General features: G+C 74.1%; 10 protein-coding genes. 8 read left to right on the top strand and 2 right to left on the bottom strand.

Annotated features, from left to right (window positions below; translation table 11 throughout):
- The 4 genes from ACWC24_RS39175 to ACWC24_RS39160 are packed head-to-tail and all read left to right on the top strand — an operon-like array spanning position 1 to position 10,101.
- Complete coding sequence (locus ACWC24_RS39175; protein ID WP_450667683.1) at positions 1-2,079, top strand: hypothetical protein; 2,079 nt, start codon at positions 1-3, stop codon at positions 2,077-2,079.
- Entirely contained in the window at positions 2,072-4,309 is a 2,238-nt protein-coding gene (locus ACWC24_RS39170) for a DUF6519 domain-containing protein (RefSeq protein ID WP_450667682.1), read from the top strand. Before ACWC24_RS39175 ends, ACWC24_RS39170 begins: the two co-directional genes overlap by 8 nt.
- 12 nt (positions 4,310-4,321) lie before the next feature.
- Entirely contained in the window at positions 4,322-6,907 is a 2,586-nt protein-coding gene (locus tag ACWC24_RS39165; RefSeq protein ID WP_450667681.1) for a vWA domain-containing protein, read from the top strand.
- A gap of 41 nt (positions 6,908-6,948) precedes the next feature.
- Complete coding sequence (locus tag ACWC24_RS39160) at positions 6,949-10,101, top strand: eCIS core domain-containing protein (protein ID WP_450667680.1); 3,153 nt, start codon at positions 6,949-6,951, stop codon at positions 10,099-10,101.
- A gap of 31 nt (positions 10,102-10,132) precedes the next feature.
- Here the strand turns inward: ACWC24_RS39160 and ACWC24_RS39155 are convergent, their stop codons facing one another.
- Positions 10,133-13,033: an AfsR/SARP family transcriptional regulator gene (locus ACWC24_RS39155; protein WP_450667679.1), complete on the bottom strand. Its 2,901-nt coding sequence runs from the start codon at positions 13,031-13,033 to the stop codon at positions 10,133-10,135.
- A gap of 392 nt (positions 13,034-13,425) precedes the next feature.
- Here ACWC24_RS39155 and ACWC24_RS39150 point away from each other — a divergent pair, with 392 nt between their 5' ends.
- Positions 13,426-14,100, top strand: coding sequence for an IclR family transcriptional regulator (locus tag ACWC24_RS39150; RefSeq protein WP_450667678.1), 675 nt, complete (start codon positions 13,426-13,428; stop codon positions 14,098-14,100).
- A 125-nt stretch (positions 14,101-14,225) separates the two neighbouring features.
- Here ACWC24_RS39150 and ACWC24_RS39145 read toward each other — a convergent pair whose 3' ends face one another.
- On the bottom strand, positions 14,226-14,495 hold the full coding sequence (locus tag ACWC24_RS39145) for a DUF3761 domain-containing protein (RefSeq protein ID WP_450667677.1): 270 nt from the start codon (positions 14,493-14,495) through the stop codon (positions 14,226-14,228).
- Positions 14,496-14,885: 390 nt separating this feature from the next.
- Here ACWC24_RS39145 and ACWC24_RS39140 point away from each other — a divergent pair, with 390 nt between their 5' ends.
- From ACWC24_RS39140 to ACWC24_RS39130, 3 genes are read left to right on the top strand one after another with little or no spacing between them, the layout of a single operon-like run.
- Positions 14,886-15,317, top strand: a complete 432-nt coding sequence (locus ACWC24_RS39140; RefSeq protein WP_450667676.1) for a phage holin family protein — start codon at positions 14,886-14,888, stop codon at positions 15,315-15,317.
- On the top strand, positions 15,314-15,793 hold the full coding sequence (locus ACWC24_RS39135) for a DUF3618 domain-containing protein (RefSeq protein ID WP_450667675.1): 480 nt from the start codon (positions 15,314-15,316) through the stop codon (positions 15,791-15,793). Before ACWC24_RS39140 ends, ACWC24_RS39135 begins: the two co-directional genes overlap by 4 nt.
- A 3-nt stretch (positions 15,794-15,796) precedes the next feature.
- Positions 15,797-16,063 carry a DUF4235 domain-containing protein gene (locus ACWC24_RS39130; protein WP_450667674.1) on the top strand — a complete coding sequence of 89 codons (267 nt, stop codon included), beginning with the start codon at positions 15,797-15,799 and terminating at the stop codon, positions 16,061-16,063.
- Positions 16,064-16,172 lie beyond the last annotated feature (109 nt).

Genomic DNA, 16,172 nt, shown 5'->3' with positions numbered 1-16,172 from the left:
ATGCGGCTGCTCGACATCACCGCCACCGGCCACCCCGACGGCCACCGCGTCGACCTCACCTGGGCCTACCCGGACGGGGCACCCCCGACCGGCGTACGCGTGGTGCGCCGCGAAGGCACCCACCCGGCGGACCCGGACGACGGCACCACCGTCGCCCGGGGCACCGGACTGCTCGCCGCGACCGACGAGGGCCTGCTCGGCGAACACGTCTACTACTACGCGCTGTTCCCCTACACCGGGAACCCGCCGGTCTACGACCCCGACCCGCACAACGTGGCCACCGCCACGGCCACCGCACGCTACGGGTTCGCCGGCCGGCTGTACGGCCTGCTGCCCGCGCTCTACCGCCGCTACGACGCCGACCGGCCGCCCGCCCGCAGGGGCCCGGCACCGGCCCTGGACACCGACCCCGGCCAGCTCCGCGGGTTCCTGGACCTGCCCGGCGCCGAACTGGACCGGCTCTACAGCCTCGGCCGGGCCGCGCTCGCGCTGGCCGACCTGGAACGGGTCGACGGCCGGCTGCTGCCGCTGCTCGCCCAGTGGATAGGCTGGCGCACCGACCACGGCCTGTCCATCGCCGCGCAGCGCAACGAGATCCGCTTCGCACCGCGCCTGTACGCGGTCACGGGCAGCGTCCCCGCCCTGGATGCCACGGTCACCCGGGTCACCGGCTGGGCGAGCCGCACCAAGGAGTTCGTCCACAACGTCGCCCGCAGCAACCGGCCGGAACGCCTCAACCTGTGGTCCACCCTGCGCGACTCCACGGGCGCCTGGAGCACCCCCGCGCTCGCCTCGGTCGACTTCGCCCACGACGGCCGCCCGGCCGCCGTCGAGGACACCGACGGCTCGACGCTGCTCTTTTACCACACGCGCCGCCGGCACGGCTGGGACATCTGGTCCAAGCGGTACGCCGACGGCGCCTGGCAGCCGAGCCGGCCCGTCACGGACGGACCCGCGGTCGACAAGCACCCGGCCGCGGCCCGCCAGGGCGACAGAATCTGGCTGTTCTGGCAGACCTACGACCCCGCACAGGAGCCTGGCGAGCGCCACTGGCGGATCTCCTTCGCCACCCGCACCGGCACCCGGTGGACGGCGCCGGCCGTGTTCGGCGACCCGTCCGCCGAGCGCCGGATGCCGGTCACGGTGGCCGACGCGACCGGTGGCCTGTGGCTGTTCTGGCTGGAACGGGTCACCGGGGTCTGGCAGTTGCGCTGCAACCGGCACGACGGCACCGCCTGGCAGCTGACCACCCCCGCCGCCTTCCCGCCGGACGGCGGCCAGGACCCGCGGGTCGAGGACGACCTGTGCGTGGCCTTCCACCCCACCGCGACCGCAGGACGCCTGTGGCTGTTCTGGGCCCGGCACGAGCCGGCCGGTCCGGCCGGCCAGCGCCGATGGAGCGTCTTCTACCGCGTCAAACAGGGCCTCGACCCCACGGCGGCGGACTGGTCGCAGATCCGGCCGCTGCCCAGGACCGGCGACGGCTTCCACGACCGGCAGCCCGCACCCCTCGTCGCCCCGGACGGCACCGTCGAGGTTTTCTGGTCCTCCACCCGGCAGGGCGGCTGGTCCGTCCTGCGCGCGGGACTGACACCCGCCACCCTCACCTGGGACACCCCCCAGCAGGTGGTCGGGGACCCGTACGCGCGGCGCGGTCCGCTGGCCGTGCACACCGGCGGCAACACCCTGCTGACGTACCGCTCCAACGAATCCGTCGCCCACACCGGCGAGGACTTCGGCGCCACCCGCACCCTCGACCACCGGTACGCCGGAACCACCACGGTGGACACCCGGGACACCGCGAAACGGCAGGCGCGCGGCACCTTCGAGGACTTCCAGACCTACACCTACGACACCGGGGCGCACGGCACCCGCACCGGCGACGACCGGATCGCCCGGGACACGGTCGGACTGTTCCTCACCCCGGACACCACCGACCCCGCCCGGATCGCCTCGGTGGCCACCCGGCTGGCCGGCACGCTCACGGACTTCGTCCCGGCCAGTACCCGACCGGTCCTCATCACGCCACCGTCCAGCGGCCCCGGCCGCACGTCCCGGGAAGGGGGTCACCGTGGGTGACTTCTCCCGCAGCACCTTCGACCGTGTCAAGCACTACGTGGGCATACGGCTCCAGCAGGGCGTCCCCCTGGTGGACGCCGACTGGAACGAACTGGAGGACATCCGCAGGTTCGAGGTCGAGGCGTTCCTCAAGTGGTTCGTCGGCGACGGAGTACCGGCCGGCAACGACGGGTTCCGCATCGAGGCCGCCGCGGGCGGCGGGGTCGGCACCATCCGGCTCTCCCCGGCGGCGACCGGCACCCCCGCCTCCTCCATCGGCGTGGACCTGAACGCCTCCACCGCCGCCGCGGTCCTGGGCTTCACCGCGGTCAACCGGCAGTCGGCCCGCGGCCCGGCCCCCGCGCGGCTGACCGGCGACGCCGCCCAGCCGTTCGCGCTGAGCCCCGGAATGACCCTGGTCGTCGCGGCGAACGGCGCACCGCCCCAGACCGTGACGTTCACGCCCAGCGGCTTCGCCGACCTGGGCGCCGCCACCGCCGCCGAGGTGGTCGCCGCCGTCAACGCCGCAGCGAACCGGGTGACCGCCTCGGCCGGCACCGGAAACGACTTCTTCGTCTCCGGCGGCGACGGCACCCCCGAAGGCGCCGGACGCTGCCTCGCCGACGGCCGGGACGCCGTCCACGAGGGCCGGATCGCGTACGCGTCCCAGCCGCTGTACAACAACCCCGCGCTGGCCGCCGCCTGGGGCGTGCCCGTCGTCCCCGAGCTCGCCGCCCCCGCCTCCGGCACCCGCACCGACCTGGTCCACCTCGACGTGTGGGACCGGGAGGTCACGGCGGCCGAGGACGACACGCTCGTCGACCCCCTGGTCGGAGTCGAGACCTGCGTACGCGTGCGACGGGAGTGGACCGTACGCGTACGGCCGGGCGCCACCGAGGCTCCCGCGCCCGGCGACCCGGACTTCCTCGGCGGGCACGCCTATCTGCCGCTGGCGCGGCTCGCCCGCCAGGCCGGGACCGCCGCCGTCCGCACGTCCGCCCTCACCGACCTGCGCCCGCGCAACCTCCAGATGCCGCCCAGCACCCTCGTCGACGACGTCCTGGGCACCAGCGCCACGGCCTACCGCCAAGGGCTGGACCGGCCCCGGGTGAGCCTGCGCGACGCGATCAACGCGCTGCTCGCCGGCCAGCTCCCGCCCAGCCCCGAGATCTCGGTGTCCCCGGGCGACAAGGCGGACCTGCTGAACAAGGCCAGCGTGGTCGACGCGAGCGGCGGCCTGGTCGCCGTCTGGCAGTCCCCGAGGTCCGGCAGCAACCAGATCCTTGCCGCCCGCATGGACCCCGCCCGCCCCGAACTCGGTTTCTCCCTCGCCCCGCCCGTCACGAGCGAGGGCCAGAACATCGAGCCCGCGGCGGTGGCGCTGCCCGGCGGCGACCTCGTGGTCGCGTACCAGAACGGGCTTGCCGACGGGCCCGGCACCGACGTGCTCATGAAGCGCGGGCCGCTGGCGGGCCTCGGCGCCGCGACCGCCCAGCCGGTGGCCGCCACCGCGAGCCCGGTGGCGGACCAGCGGGTCCGCGCCGCCCTGGCCGGGGACCAGGTGGTGTTCTTCACCCACCAGAGCAGCTCCACCCTCAAACAGTGGTTCTACCGGCGTTACCGGCACACCGACAACGTGTTCCTCGACGTCGCCCCGGTGGCCCTGTCGGCGACCGGTCTGACCCAGCGCGACCTGCACGCCGCCTCGGCCGAGGGCAAGGTGTGGGTGGCCTACTCCGACGGGGCCAAACTCCAGATCCTGCGCTTCAACCCGGTCCCGGCCAGCGGCAACCCGCAGGACGCGCCCGTCATCGACCTCCAGAAGGACTTCGCCGCCACCGGCGACCTCGCCGTCTTCGTCCTGGCGCTGAGCGCCACAGAGGTCCTCGTCTTCTACGACGACGGCACGGCACTGACCGTCGTCGCGGGCAACAACGGGACCTGGACCTCCACCAAGGTGTCCGACTCCGACGCCGCCGACGCCCAGCCCGCCGCCGTACGCGACGCGGACGGCACCGTCTACCTGGTGAGCAGCAGGACCGCGGCCGGCGGCGGCAGCGATCTCGTGCTGCGCCGCAGGACCGTGATCGGCGGCACCTGGACCGCCGCCCAACGCCTGGTCACCGGCTCACAGGCCAACCTCGGCGCACATCCCTTCCTCGTGCCCGGCCTCGGCCTGTGGCTGCTGTGGGTCAGCACCCGCACCGGCAACGCCGACGTCTACGCCAAACAGATCATCACCGCCATCTAGGGGGAACCTCGCATGCCGACACCGGCCGTCAGTCCGACCACCGCGAACCAGCCGAACTACACCGTCTCCGACTCCTCCGCCTTCGTCACCGTGTTCGAGGCGGACATCAACGCACTGGAGGAGCAGGGCTTCACCCTCACCTACCCGGACAACCTGCCCGGACTGTCCCTGTCCCTGATCCACATCGACTCCGCGCCCAGCACCGGCCGCAGCGCGCCCGTGCCGCTGCCGGGCGGCGGGAACGTCTCCCACTACTCCGTCACCGCCGGCCCGCCCTCCGTCTCGGGTGGGATCGTCACGCTCGCCGTCAACATCAACGAGAGCTCGGGCAGCGGCAGCGCACCCCAGGAGCGCTGGGAACTGCGCGCCTCCGCGGACGTCGCCGCGACCTGGACGCTGAGCCTGTCCAGCGGGAACGTCGAGGTGAACTGGCTGGCCGTCGACCCGGTGGCCGCCCTGACCGTGCCGGCCCACGCGCTGGAACTGCAACCGGTCGACCTCAACGCCGGCGGCGCGGTGTCCACCCGCACCATCGCCGGAACCCTCCCCGCCGGGATCACCCTGACCCCCGAGTACCGGTGGTCGTACACCGGGGCCGCGCCCGTCCTGGAGATCACCACCGACACCACGACCACCACGCCGTCCCTGACGATCCACACCCCGGGCGTCTACGAGCCCGTCCCGCTGGACTTCACCGTCTCCACCTCGCTCACCGACCCGGCGGGCATCTACACCGGATTCCTGCGCAACACCAGCGCCCCCGCGACCATGACGGTCGCCCAGCGCGTGCAGGACATCGTGCTGGTCATCGACCGCTCCGGCAGCATGGGGCTGGAGAACCGCTTCGAGAACGCCAAGACCGCCTGCCGGGTGCTCATCCACCTCTTCGACGGGCTGCGCGAGGGCCTCAACACCGACGACCGGGTGGCCGTCATCGCCTTCGAGGACGAGGTCGCCGGATTCCGCGGCGGCAGCCCCTCAAGCCGGATACAGACCCTGCTCCCGCTGACACGGCTGCCCGACGCCGTCGCGGCCGTCGACGACCCGGCCTTCGACTTCGGCGTCCCCGGCACCAACACCCCGATCGGCGACGGACTCATCGCCGCCATCGATCTGCTCGCGGCCTCCGGGACCATCACCGACCAGCGGTTCACCATCATCATGTGCACCGACGGCCTGGAGAACAGCGGCACCACGGCCCTGGTCCCCTCCTCCGCGGTGAACGGGGCGATCTCCTTCCAGGACGCCGTCAACTCCAAACCGTCGCGCCGGGCGGTGCTCGACACCGGCCGCTGCAAGCTGTCCACCATCGCGCTCGGCCCCACCGCCGACCAGAACGTCCTCAGCCGGCTCGCGACCTTCGGCGCCGGCCGGTTCGCCCTCGTCGACAACCCGAGCGAACTCGCCGAGTCCTTCGGCCGGATGCTGGCCAACGCGCAGACCGTCAACCTGCCCAGGAAGCAGACCACGCCGACCACCGGCCTGCCCGACCCCGACGGAGCGGTGCCCGCCGTCTACCTGACCACCGAGCCGGACGCCGACCGCCTGGTCCTCGCGGTGACCCCGCCGGACGGCGAGACCCTTTTCACCGGCACCATCCAACTCGCCCGCTGGGACGGCACCTCCTACATCCCCGAGGCCATCACCATCCTGTCCACCGCCTCGGACCGGGCGACCTCGGTGGCCAAACTCCCCGCCCTCGCCCAGGGCGCGCCCATCCACTGGCGGGTCGTCCACGGCAACGGCCCCTCCACCGCCGAACCGCTCGCCGCGGGCCAGGTCCTGGCCTATGTGGACCTGCACCTGCTGGCCGACGTCCAGCTCGACCGGCCCGACTACCTCACCGGCGACCGGATGGACCTGACCGTGCGGATCCGGCAGGACGACAGGCCGGTCGCCGGGGCACGGGTCAAGGCGGTGCTCGACGCGCCCGCCGTCGGCCTCGGCGAGCAGCTCACCGCACTCGGCGCCGTACCGACCGACCAGGCCAAGGACGACCGGGACGAGCCGACCTGGATGGAGGGACGCATCGGTACGCTGCTCACCCACCGCAAGTGGCGCCACCTGCCGCGCCACTGCCCGACCGGCGGCCTGTTCGTCGACGGCACCGACGAGCTGTTCGACCCGGACGGCAACGGCAACTACACCAACACCTTCGCGCAGGTCTTCAAGGAGGGCACCTACACCTGGCACCTGACCGTCGACGGCGAGGACGTCGACGGCAACGCGTTCACGAGGGAGTTGAGCACCTCCACGTTCGCCTCGGTGAAGGTGGACCGCAAGGCCACGAAGATCAGGGTGACCCGGCTGCACAACGACCCGAGCGGGCTGCTCGCCGCCCTGGTGGCCATCACCCCGCAGGACGCCCGAGGCGAGGACCTCGGTCCCGGCAAGGACGACTCGGTGATCTGGTCGCTGCGCGACGGCACCTTCCAGCACGTCCTCCAGCACCAGCCCGCCCCGGTGCAGACCGACGGCACCTATCAGCGTGTCGTCCTCTACACCAACCGCCAGTCTCCCGCGCTGGTGGTCCGCGCCGCCAAGGTGGTGCTGCCGACGATCGACGTCCGCCGACGCCTCCAGGGCTTCTCGGACTGACCGACCAAGGGCACGGGCACGACCAGGGACGGAGGCCGACGGTGTTCGAGCAGCAGAGCGCACACAGGTCCGCGCGGACCCGCGCGGGCGATCCCGCCCGTCGGCCCCCGGCCCCGGTCCAGGCCCGGTTCTCCGGCGACGGCCTGCGGCGCGCGATCGGCAACGGCGCGCTGGCCGCCGCCACCGAGGCGGTCCGGGCGCTCGACGGCCCGGGAACACCGCTCGGCGCCGGCCCCAGGGCCGCCGCCGAGCGGGCCGTCGGCCACGACCCCGGCGACGTCCGGGTGCACACCGGACCACGGGTCCGGGCGGCCGCCCGTGCTGCGGGCGCCGCCGGATTCACCTTCGGCCGTGACATCGGCATCGCCACCGGGCCGGGCCAGGAGGCCCCACCGGCGCTGCTGGTCCACGAGGCGGTGCACGCGGCACAGCAGAGCGCCGGCGGCACCGCGGGCGCCGAGGAGGCCGAACACCAGGCCGCCGCGGCCGGCCGCGGTGTCCCCCCGACGGCCCTGGCCGGCACGGCGGCGCCCTATGTCGCCTGGGCGCCGGAGGACTGGCTGACCACCACCCCGGACGTACGCCGCTACGGCCTGTCCGACCTGACGGACGAGGCGCGAGCCGTCGACGAGTGGCTCGGCCGCCAGATCGCGACGACCCCCGAGGTCGACCGCATGGTGGAGGCCAGGGCCGCCCTCCGGGCCGAACTGGCCCGCCGCGCGCAGGCCTTGTCCCCCACCGGGCCCCGCCCCCGCCCCGCGGCCCCACGCGGCGCTCGCCGCGCGGCCCCGGGACCGGCGGCCGAACCGGCGCCCCCCGAGACCGAGATGCCGCACGTCCTGCGGGATCGCACCAGTACCCCGCTCACCGATCCGGCCGCGATCCGTGCCGAGGCCGACCGGATCGCGGCCTGGCTGCTGAGGACCGACGTCAGCCGCGCCGACCGCGCCACGCTCCGCGCCGAACTGGCGCTGCTCGCGCCCGCCGTGACCGCCGACCTCGACCGCGCCGGGGCTCAGCGCCGACAGGCCCGCCTCGCCCGGGCCCTGGTCCCCGCCGCGACCGAGGACCGGTCCGGTGTCCTCGCCAACCTGCGGACCATCGAGTCGATCAGGCCCTACGACGCCGTGCCCGGCTCCGCGTACGTCGTCCATCAGGGCGAGTTGCTCGTCTTCCCCTTGGAGACCGCGCAGCGCGTACGCGCCGAGGTGCTGTCCTCGCTGGCGGAGGCCGCCCGACGGGCCCGCGGCATCAACGACTCCACCGAGTTCCGGATGAAGGAACACCTGCGCCTCAACTACGAACAGCAGCAGGTGGTCGGCTTCCTGGTCAGTGTGGTCAGCGGGGAGGAGCCCGTCGAGCTCCAGGCGCGGATGCTGGGCCCGCTGGCCGAGTCCGACATGGCGCTGAACCGCTTCAGGGCGGCGGCGCGCGCCGGATCCCTCGTCGAGATGGGCGACGCCGTCCTCGGCGCCGTCGAACAGGCGGACAGGGCCCAGCAGATCGTGCTGGAGGGCATCGACCGTGCCGTGGCGGCGGCCGGGTCGATCGTGCACGGACTGGAGATCACCCGCAATCTCGCCTTCGCCGTCGCCCTGTCCGTGGGCGCCGTCCTGGCCGCCCCGGTGGTCGCCGCCGGAGTCGCCGGACTGGGCGCCACCGGTCTCACCGCGACCGCCCTCACCGCGACGGGCACCGGAGTCGTCGTCGGCGGCGAGGGACTGGTGCTCGGTTTCACCGCGGGCGCCGGCGGTGAGCTGGCCGCGGGGCACGGGTCACGCGCGGCCCTCTCGGCCGGGACGAAGGAGGGACTGCGGGTCGGGGGGCAGGGCGCTGCGATCGGCTTCGGCGGCGGCGCGAGCCTCGGCCTGGCCCGCACCCTCGGCGTCGGCGCCCGGGGCCTGTCGCGGCTCCAGTCGATCGGGCGCGGAGCGCTGGCGCAGGGCGGCGGGAACGCGCTGGGCGGGGTCACCGGCGCCCTGCTCACCCCGCCCGAGGGCACCGGCCGCGGCGAGGCCGCGGTGCGGGCCGGTCTGACCGGGCTCGGCCTGGGCACGCTGGGCGCCGTCGCGGGCACCTACGCGCAGGGGCTGGCCTCGCCCACCGCCCGGTGGGCCGTCGGCGTCGGACTGCCCGGCCTGGCCGGCGGTGGCGCGGCCTATCTGGAGACCGGTGACCTGGCACAGTCCTTCCAGGCCGGGGGAACCGCGCTGGCGGTCGGCACCCTGACCGCCGGCCGGCCGACCGGACTCGGTGAGAACGCCGAGCAACAGGCCTTCCGCGCCGGGCAGTCCGTACGGCGTGGCATCGGCTTCACCGGGCAGCGGGCCCGCTCCTACCTCGCGGGCGCGATGATCGGTCTCGCCGATCCGGTACCCGCGCTGCGCCTGGAGGAGACTCCGACGTCGATCGTCCTGTCGGGCGGGCAGCTGCCCGACACCGCCCCGGACCCGCGAGCACCCACCGCCTCCGCCGCGACCGCGCCGGCCCCGTCCGCGACGGCGCCGGCCTCCGCCGTGGCCGCCCCGGCCCCGGCCGGTCTGGCCGCCGCCACCGTGATCTCGCCGCAGACCCGCGCTCCGGCGGTGTCCCGGCCGGCCCTCCTCGCACAGTACGAGAGCGTCGCCAACAGCAGGATGGCGGCGGTGGTCCTCGACGTGCTCGGTCGCCAGCGCGCCACCGCCAAACGCACCAGGCTGACCCAACTGCGGCAGCAGTTCGACCAGTTGCGGCGCCAGGTCGGCAGCGGGCCGATGACGCCCGCGCAGCGGGCCGCCGCCAACGCGGTTCTCCGGGAAGCGAGGGACCTGGCGAGGGACGACTTCGACAACGTACGGGACGCGATCTGGCGCCGGCTGCGCGCCGACCCGGATCTCCAGCGGATCGAGGCACAGCTCCAGGCGGCCGGTGACGCGGCCCCGGGAGGCACCGCACTGCAGGTCAACACGAGGACCGCCGCGGGCACCCTGTTCCAGTCACTCGGTGTCGAGCACCGCACCCGGCTCTCGGACGACCCCTGGCGCTACAACGACCCCGCCAACCTGATCGTCACTGACGCCGCCCAGAACGAGCAGTACCTCGAAGCGCTGCGCCGACACGGCTCGATCTGGCCCACCGGTGATGTCGAGGACTTCGTGATTCGGCATCGACTCAACGACCAAGGCGTGGACTTCACTCCCGGCACCCGGCGCTGACCCGACCGGCTCCCGCATCCGGTGCCCGGCCTCAGGCAGGTGCCTGACGCGATGCGGGAACCGAGCCGTCGGCAGAAGGCAGGCCGAGCCGTTCGAGGAGCCGGGCCCGCAGCGGATCGGCGTCCGGGAGGCCGAGCCCGGCGGTGATGGCCAGCGCCTGGTTCCAGGCGGTGCGGGCGGGATGCGGGCGGCCGGTGGCGCGGTGGAGATCGCCGAGACAGACGAGACCGGCGGCCTCGCTGTGCCGGTCGCCCGTCTGGTGGAACAGGTCGAGGGCCTGCTGATAGCGGTCGACGGCCTCGGCGTGCTCGCCGAGCCGGTGGAGGATGTAGCCGAGGCTGTCCTGGATGTGGGCCTGCCCGTTGAGATCCCCCGTCTCGTGCGCCAGCTCCAGTGCCTGACGGCAGTACGTCAGGGCCTGCTGGTGATCGCCGAGTTGGGCGAGTATCCAGCCGATGTGGTTCAGCGCGGCGGACCGTCCGGCCCGGTCGCCGACGGCACGGTGGTGCGCGAGGCAGTCGTGGGCGTGGCCGAGCGCCTGCTGATGGCGGCCCTGGGCCTCGGACATCCGGGACAGGTGCTGATGGATACGGGCCTGCCCGGCGTGGTCACCGACCTCGCCGAACAGCTCCAGCGCACGCAGATAGTGCGCGCGGGCCGAGTCCGGACGCTCCAGCCGGTCCTCGGCGAGCCCGAGTCCCCGGTGGGCCTCCGCCTGCCCGACGACGTCGTCCTGACGCCGGGCGGCCTCCAGCGCCGCGGTGTGCGCGGCGGTCAGCGCCCGCCGGTTGCCGTGCCGGTCGAGATAGGTGGTGAGGGCCGAGGCGAGCCGCCAGGTGTGCGCGGGGAAGCCGGCCGCGGCAGCCTGCTCCACCGCGGCGAGCAGGACCGGATGCTCGGCGCCGAACCAGGCCCGCGCCTGCCGGTGATCGGTCAACTCCTCGACACCGGCGCCCGGTCGGGTAGGCGGCAGGGGAGCGGGGGCGGGCCGGGGCGTCAGCAGGGCGTCCGCCCGGTGCGCGGTGTGCAGGTAGTGGTCGAACATGCGGTGCGCGGCGGTGTGCCGGGTGTCCTCGCCGTCGTGTGCGGCGACCAGCTCGGCCGCGTAGGCGCGCAGCAGGTCGTGGAAGGCGTACCGGCCGGTGGACTGTTCGGTGAGCAGATGTCCGCGGACCAGTTCGGCGACCGGCGTACGGACGCGGGACACCGGTACGCCGGCCAGCGCGGCCACGGCCGGGAGCGCGGCGTCCGGGCCGGGATGCAGGCCCAGTAGTCGGAACAGCCTGGCGGCCTCCGGGCCGAGCGCCCGGTACGACCAGGAGAAGACCGCCCGTACCTCGCTGCTCGCCTCCCCGCCGTCCAGGGCGTCCAGCCGCCGGTCGGCCGGGCGCAGTTCTCCGGCGAGGGCGGCCAGCGGCAGCTCGGGCTGCGCGGCGGCACGGGCGGCGACGATCGCGAGCGCGAGCGGCAGGCCCGCGCACCGGCCGACGATCTCGCGGACGGCCTCGGGATCGGCCGTCACCCGCTGCCTGCCGAGCCGGCGGATCAGCAACTCCCGGGCGTCCTCGGCGGCGAGCGTGCCGATGGTCAGCAGCTGTGCCCCCTCGGTGGCGGCGAGACCGGTCAGCGATCTTCGGCTGGTGATCAGGGCCAGACACCCGGGCGCCCCGGGCAGCAGCGGACGGACCTGCTCGGCGTCGCGGGCGTTGTCCAGCACCACCAGCAGCCGACGTCCCGTCAGGAGGCTGCGGTACAGGCCGACCTGTGCCTCCAGGCCTGCCGGGATCCGGGCCGGCGGCACGCCCAGGGCGTCCAGGAACCCCCGTACCGCCTCGGCCGGGCCCATCACCGATCCGCCGGGCCCGAACCCGCGCAGGTTCACATACAACTGGCCGCCCGGGAAGGCATGCTGGGCCTGCCGAGCCCAATGCACGGCCAACGCGGTCTTGCCCACCCCGGCCGTGCCCGACACCGCCGTGATCACCACCGCGGACGGCTGGTCCGCCGCCGAGGCGAGAATGTTCTCCAGCCGGGCGAGTTCCTCGCCGCGACCTGTGAACCCCCGCACCCCCATCGGCAGTTGACGGGGGACCGCGCCCGGCCACGCGGTTGCCGCGGCCGGTGGCCGGACCGGGGCGGCCACCGGGACCGGTGCGCGGGAAGCGGGCCGTGCGACGGACTCGGCCAGGCCTCCCCGGAGGATCGCCTCGTGGAGCCTGCGCAGTTCCGCCCCGGGGTCGGTGCCCAACTCCTCGGTGAGCCGCTTGCGTACGGCGGCGTAGCAGTCCAGTGCCTCCGCGCTGCGGCCGGCGGAGTGCAGCGCCCGCATCAGCGCCTCGGACAGCGGTTCCACGAGCGGGTAGGTGTCGAGGAGTTCGGTCAGCGGACCGATCACGCTGACGGCATCGCCGACGTGCGACTCCAACTGGGCCCAGGCGACCGCGGCGTCCACGTGATGGCGCCGCCAGGCCTCGCGCACCCGCGCCGCCCACTGCCCGCCGAGCCCGGCCAGCGGTTCCCCGTGCCACAGCCCGAGCGCCTCGCGCAGCAGTGCCGCCCGTGCCTCGTCCGTGCGCCCGCTCTCCCGGGCGCGGCCCGCCGCCTGCCGGAACCGATGGATGTCCACGTCGTCCGGACGGGCCTCCAGGAGATATCCGCCGGAGCGGCGCACCAGCCGTAACCGGGACGGTCCCGAGTCCTCGGTCCGCTCGCACAGCCGGCGCAGCCGGGCGACATGGGCGTGCAACGCGCGCCGCGCCCCGTCGGGCGGATCGGCGCCCCACACCCGCGTGATGAGTACGTCGGCCGGAACGGGCCGGCCGGTGTCCACCGCCAGCGCGGCCAGCACGGTCCGCCGCTGCGGTGGCCCGACCTCGACGGTCCGGCCCCCCACCGAGAGCTCCACGGGGCCGAGAAGGCGTAGTTCCACCACGACATCCACACTCCACGCACAGCAGGTTCTCACTCCACGCACACATTCTCGCGCCCGGCGACAACCTATCGACAACGTTCTCAGCCACACTCGGACCTCAGTCTGATACGGCGGAGTTCAGTCTGCCGGGGCGTGGAGTCGCCGCACACGGCGGCGCACCGCACACGGGGAACAGCGGTCGTACACGGGGAACGGCGGTACGGAGAGCCGCTCGGTCGGTATCCGGGGGAGAGAGGGACGTGAACGAACAACGGGGAGCAACAGCCACGAGAACGGCGCAGTCACCGGCGCGGCGGGCCGACCACCCGTACGAGCCGCAGGACCGGTATCCGGCACCGCCTCCGCGGCCTGCGCCACCCGCTCCGGTTCCGCCGGACGGCGGCGGACGCAGTGTGCTGGAGGGCGCGTTCGCGTTGCTGGAGGCGGTGGAACGAGCCGAAGGGGCCGGACTGACCAGGCTCGCGGCCGAGTGCGGTCTGCCCAAGACCACCTCGTACCGCCTGCTGGAGCAACTGGTGGAGCTGGGTGCCGTCGAACGCAGCCGCAACGGTTACCGCATCGGGCCGCGGATCTTCCGGCTCGCGCAGGGCTGGCAGCCGCACCCCGGCCTGCGCACCGCCGCCCGGGCACCGGCCCGCCGGCTCGCGCGCGTCACCGGCGCGACGGTGGGGCTCAACGTGCTGCGCGAGGGACAGACCCTGGTCCTGGACTGGACGCCCGGCGAGCGGGCCGGGGCGCTCGGCCGAACCCTCGACGGCGCGGTCTGGCCCTGGTTCACCGCCGCGGGCAAGGTACTGGTCGCGGGGGCGTATCCGCGGCTCCCTCTGGGCCCGTTGCCCACGTCCTGGCACCGTGAGGCCCAGGAGATCCGGGACCGGGGCGTCGCCTTCGACCGCGAGGAGGTGACGGCCGGCGTGTGCTGCGTGGCCGTGCCGGTACACGGCCCGAACGGCGCGCAACTGGCGTCCCTGAGCGTCGTGACCGATCCCGCGCACAGCCTGGAGCGGCTCGCGGGCGTGGTGCAGCAGACGGGAAGGACGATCGGCGCGGCGCTGCGGGCCCGGTGAGCCGACGGGCGGCAGCCGCTCGTCGCTCGACGTACCTTCGCCCGGCGACTGTCACGCGGTACACGGATGCGCCGCCTGCCGTGGGCGGCAGGCGGCGCATCCGGGTGGTGGTGGGTCCGGTGGGTCTACTTGAACCAGTACCGGACGCCGCGGTGGTGCGAGCAGGTGCCCTGGGAGTGCCGCGAGTAGGAGACGGAGGCGTCCTTGCACTTCGCCGTCTCGTACTTGTCCTTCGGCTTCTGGTGGTGTGTCCAGCCGCACTGTCCGGTGGTGTGGTGGACGCAGCGGTGGGCCGTGTTGGTCGACGGCAGGGTCGCCGCCGATGCGGCCGGTGCGCTGAAGAAGACGCCCGCGAGGGCGATGGTGACGGCTGAAGCGGCAAGACGCGTGCGCAAGGGGATCCCCCATGTGAAGTGAACGAGTGCAGCCGGAGCTTATATCGGTTTGAATGACTTACCGGCCGGTTCGGGGGCTTCGCGGTGTTCACGGCCATTCATGACGGCCCGTCAGAGCTTCGAAGTCGCTTCCTGCGCGGAGAAGTTCAGAGGGCGAGGCGGCGCGCGGCCGCATTCCGCAGGGTTTGCAGGAGCGAGTGCGCGCGGACAACTCGGCGAGGACGGCGTCGGCGTGCGCGGCGGCGGCTCGCCGTGCACCGGCCTGCCTGCCCGGATGCGAACGCCTTCGATTGCGATGTCGTCATCCGCCGGTTCGGGGTACCCGTGCGCTCGCTGGACCCCGCTCCGACGCAGTCGGGTGCGGAGCGACAGAGACAGGAGGTGACAGTCATGGCGTACGGCACTGAACGGGAGCCCGGCTGCGGTCAGCGGCCGGCCGGGGCCGAGCCGGTGGGCGAACTCGTGCAGCGTGCCTCGCAGCAGCTGACGGAGCTCGTACGGGGTGAACTCCGCCTTGCCCAGGCGGAGATGCAGGAGAAGGGCAGGCGCTACGGCCGGGGCGGTGAGCTGTTCGGAGGCGCCGGCGTCGTCGGCTTCCTGATGCTTCAGGCGCTGGTGGCCACGGCGATCGGCGTGCTGGCCGTCCCGTTGTCGGTGTGGGCAGCGGGTCTGATCGTGACCGCGATCCTCGGCGCGGTCGCGGCGGTGCTGGCGCTGCGCGGCAAGAGGCAGATCGCACGGGCCGCCCCACCCGCGCCGGTACGGACGATCGAGGACGTGAAGGCCGATGTGGCCGAGATCAAGGAGAGGGCGCGCCGATGACCCGACCGACCGAGGAAGGGGCCCCCGCTCGAACTCCTGAGGAACTGCGCGAGCAGGTCGAGCGGACGCGACACGAACTGGGAGCCACGGTGGCGGCGCTCGCCGCGAAGACCGACGTCAAGGGCCGCGCCCAGGAGAAGGCCGTACGGATCGGGCAGCGGGCCGCGGCCAGGGCCGCGGTGCTGAGGGAGCGGCTCGTCCTGAGGGCCGGGCGGGCCCGGCTGAAGTCCGCCGCGGTCGCCGCCCGGGCGCGGCAGCCGTTGTCCGCGTCGGCGCGCGACACCTCCGCCGGCGGTGTCGGGCGGCCCGGCGCGGGTGCGACACCCGTGCGCCGGCGGTGGGCCGAGAGGGCACCCGGGCCGGTACGGGACGGGGCCGCCTTGGGCCTGCGCCTGTCGCGGGACTACCGGGGCGTGCTGGTGACCACCACCGCGGTGGCGGGTGCCGGATGGCTGCTGTGGCGGCGGAAGGGCTGAGTCATGAAAGCATCCAAGATCGCTTACAAGCCCGTCGGACTCGTCCTGGGAGTCCTCGCCGGCATGATCGCGGCGGGCCTCTTCAAACAGACGTGGAAGCTCGTCGGACAGGAGGCGGACGCTCCCGACGCCACCGACGAGGAACGGGCCTGGGGTGAGATCCTCGCCGCCGCCGTGTTGCAGGGCGCCATCTTCGGGGGCGTGAAGGCGGCCGTCGAACGGGGCGGCGCGACGGCCACCCGCCGTCTGACCGGCACCTGGCCGGGGTGACCGGCATGAGGGAACTGGGCGCCGCCGCCCTGCCCGCCGCGGCCCAGTCCGCCGCGGCCGCCGTCGAGGCGACCGCCCCGACCGTCCCGCCGTTCTACACACCGCCCGC

The organism is Streptomyces sp. NPDC001443 (assembly GCF_053597355.1).
This window is presented reverse-complemented; position numbering and strand designations above follow the sequence as displayed.